Below are 1,708 nucleotides of genomic sequence, written 5' to 3' on the forward strand. Positions count from 1 at the left end.
ACGCGGGACAGCTCTGCCTCTCCGTCGAGCGAATCTACGTCGACGCGACGTGCGCGAGGCGTCCTCGACGCGTTCGACGTCGACGGCGACCAGTACGAACCCGTGCTGCTCGTCACCCTCGGCTACCCCGCCGAAGAGGCCGCGGACGTGGAGAACGAGCGGAAGTACCGCCGTCCCGTCGACGAAATCGTCCACTACGACGAGTTCGACCCCGTCGAGTCGACCGAACTCCCCGAGGACGCCGTCGCCGAGGCGGCCGCCGACGACTGACCCGACGCCAGTCGGTCACACCGCCGACCCCAGACCCGCAGGACCGCCGTATCGCGCCCGATTCGGACCGCGCCCTACTCGTACGCGGCGACGACCGAGGCGACGGCGTCGACCACGTCGGCGCGAGGGTCGCCGTCGAGGGTGACGAGTGGCGGGCGGACTGCATCCGCGTCCGCGTCGAGGACGCCGCGGGCCCGAAGTCCCGCCTTCGCGACGGGCGCGAACCCGTGGTCGACGCACTGCTGGAACAGGGGTGCGACGTGTTCCTCGTGGACCCGGCGCGCCGCGGCCGTGTCGCCCGATTCGACGGCGTCGGCGGCCGCCGCGAACGCTCCGGAATCACGTTCGACAGCGCGTTGATGCCGCCGTCGGACCCGAACAGGAGTCCGGGGACGAGGTGGCTGTCGAACCCCTCGAACAGTTGGAACGCGTCGGGCGCCGCCGGAGGAGTTCCGAGAAGTAGTTGAAGTCGCCGCTGGAGTCCTTGAGCCCGAGGACGTGTTCGTGGTCGGCCACCCCGACCACGGTGTCGACGGGTATCTCGCGCCCGACGCAGGCGGGGAGGTTGTAGAGGTAGACGGGGAGGGCGGCGTCGTCGGCGACGGCGCGGAGGAACGCCGCGTCGCCCGCCGGGTCGTTCGACCCGTGGAAGTACGGCAGGGTGACGAGCGCGGCGTCCGCACCCGCCGCGGCCGCCGCCTCGACTCGGTCGAGCGTCTCCGCGACGCCCGTCGCCGCCGTCCCCGCGAGGACCGGCGCACCGTCGGCGTGTTCGACGGTCGTCTCGACGACGGCGCGGTTCTCCGCGGGCGTGAGGCTGGCGAACTCACCCGTCGTCCCGCACGGCACCACGCCGTCGACGCCGCCGTCGAGGACGTGTTCGACCAGCGACCCGAGCGCTCCGTGGTCCACCGCGCCGTCGGCGTCGAACGGCGTGACGAGCGGACAGTGGACTCCTCGAAACTGTCGCGTGACGTCTGCGACCATGGTTCGTACTCCCGGACGGTGCAGTTATAGCTTCCTTCGGTCACCGACCGGTCGACGCGGCCGGGCCTCGCCACCCCCAAGTGTGTCACTCTCTAACGTACCTGTGGGTCATGTACCCGCTCATCCGTCGCACGGACGAATCGGCGTTCGACCGTATCCGCGACGCGATTCTCAACCGCGGCGACCCGGACGACGGCCGTGACCCGGCCAATCCCGGCGGACCGACGCCCGCGTGAGTGCGGGCGGTCCGCCCGCCGTCACCGCCCGCGGTCAGAAGATGTTCGCCTGTCGGTAGACGCTGATGCCGTCGCTCGTGAGTTCGTACGGCTTCGTCTCCCGGGAGTGGTTCGCGTCGCGTATCTTCTGAATCTCGATGGCCAGTCGCGTCTCGCGGAAGTCGCTCGGGCGGACGTACTGGAGGACGAACACCGCGTCGGCGAGGTACTCGACG

Annotated in this window: 2 protein-coding genes and 2 pseudogenes; 2 read left to right on the forward strand and 2 right to left on the reverse strand. The window is 70.6% G+C overall.

The genetic code is table 11. The features are described 5' to 3' along the window. Positions 1 to 270: pseudogene (locus GJ632_RS21300) on the forward strand (hypothetical protein); the annotation flags it as partial. Between the two features lie 74 nt (positions 271 to 344). Here GJ632_RS21300 and GJ632_RS21305 read toward each other — a convergent pair. After that, positions 345 to 1,257: pseudogene (locus GJ632_RS21305) on the reverse strand (dihydrodipicolinate synthase family protein). Between the two features lie 110 nt (positions 1,258 to 1,367). Here GJ632_RS21305 and GJ632_RS24920 point away from each other — a divergent pair. Further along, a complete protein-coding gene (locus GJ632_RS24920) occupies positions 1,368 to 1,493 on the forward strand; it encodes a hypothetical protein (protein WP_255473627.1) in 126 nt (41 codons plus the stop codon). Positions 1,494 to 1,527: 34 nt separating this feature from the next. Here GJ632_RS24920 and GJ632_RS21310 read toward each other — a convergent pair. Continuing rightward, on the reverse strand, positions 1,528 to 1,708 hold a 181-nt coding region (locus GJ632_RS21310; RefSeq protein WP_305037699.1), incomplete at its 5' end, for an ATPase domain-containing protein.

This window comes from Halogeometricum sp. CBA1124 (assembly GCF_009741955.1).
GTDB classification, from domain to species: domain Archaea; phylum Halobacteriota; class Halobacteria; order Halobacteriales; family Haloferacaceae; genus Halogeometricum; species Halogeometricum rufum.

What these genes read in the sequence shown, in the direction of transcription:
- GJ632_RS24920 (WP_255473627.1), top strand. Translation starts at nt 1,368, where the DNA reads ATGTACCCGCTCATCCGTCGCACGGACGAATCGGCGTTCGACCGTATC.